Consider the following 1,225-nt stretch of genomic DNA (forward strand, 5'->3'; position numbering starts at 1 on the left):
GGGAGGACCGATAAAAGGTCCAGACGTTAAAACAAAAGCTGGGTCGCCACCATTAATAGCGGGACTACCCGGTTGCAGTGCCACAGTCTGAGTCGGGCCGCCGTTATCTGCCAGCGGGTTTAGTAGGGGGTCAATAGGTGCAGCAGCAGTGCCAACTAGATCGCCGACAGCAGTAAAACCAGTGCTGCCAGTACCGTTGCCAATTAAATTGTAACCACCGCTGGCGAAGCTGCCGGAAACGTCAGGGTTAGTGGCGGCAGTGTTCTGAGCGACGATCGTATTTTTGACATTCAGCGTGCCGCCGTTCCATATAGCACCGCTACTTATAGGGTCTGGTAAGATGCTCGGGAATGAGTTATAGGTGTCGGGGTTTGCTTTGTTGCCGGAGATAGTGCTGTTTGTCAGCGTTACCGTGCCAGCTTTGTTATAGATGCCAGTACCCCTACCACCTTTGCTGAATATTTCGTTTCCAGAGAGAGTGCTGTTGGTCACCTCTACTGTGCCGTTATCGTTATAAATGCCACCACCCCACGTCCCTCTATCAAAAAAACCACCCACTGTGTTCTCAGAAATATTGCTGTTCGTCACTTTGACTGTGCCACCCTCACCGTTATAAATGCCGCCACCACTGCCACCGCCCGCACCGTTGCGAAAAAGAGTGCTGTTTGTCACCTCCACAGTACCGCCTATGTTAAAGATGGCAGCACCATTTACTGCTCCCGAAAACCCTGAGGTAAAACGCACTCCATAGTTGCCATAGAAAGTGCTGTTGGCTATTTTGACGGAGCCTGGACCATTGTTAGAGATGCCACCGCCTGAGAAAGCCCCGTTGCTAGAGAAAGTCCCGTTCGTCACATTTACTGTGCCGCTATTGTTGGATATGCCACCGCCTTTGCCTCCAGAGAAAAACGTAAGGTTGCTGGAGAAAGTGCCGTTAGTCACATTGACTGTGCCACCGTTGTTATAGATACCGCCGCCGTCGCCAGATGTAGCACTACTTGCGATCGTGAATCCGTTAGTCACATTGACTGTGCCACCATCGTTATAGATACCGCCGCCGTCCTCAAGTGTACGACCATTGGCGATCGTGAATCCGTCAAAAGTCGCACTGACTCCACTGTTTACCTTGAAAATCCGGTAAAATTCCTCCGTATCCCGCCGCACTGTCAGGTTGCTAGAACCAGTGCTGTTAGTAATAGTGACATCCCCGCTAATGTCAGGCAAT

Annotated in this window: 1 protein-coding gene; it reads right to left on the reverse strand. The window is 51.1% G+C overall.

All coding sequences use genetic code 11. The features are described 5' to 3' along the window. Nucleotides 1-1,225: choice-of-anchor Q domain-containing protein (locus tag QUB33_RS29525; protein WP_333358269.1), on the reverse strand; the 1,225-nt coding region annotated here is incomplete at both ends.

It is taken from the genome of Microcoleus sp. B3-A4 (assembly GCF_036705385.1).
In the GTDB taxonomy this organism is placed as follows: domain Bacteria; phylum Cyanobacteriota; class Cyanobacteriia; order Cyanobacteriales; family Microcoleaceae; genus Microcoleus.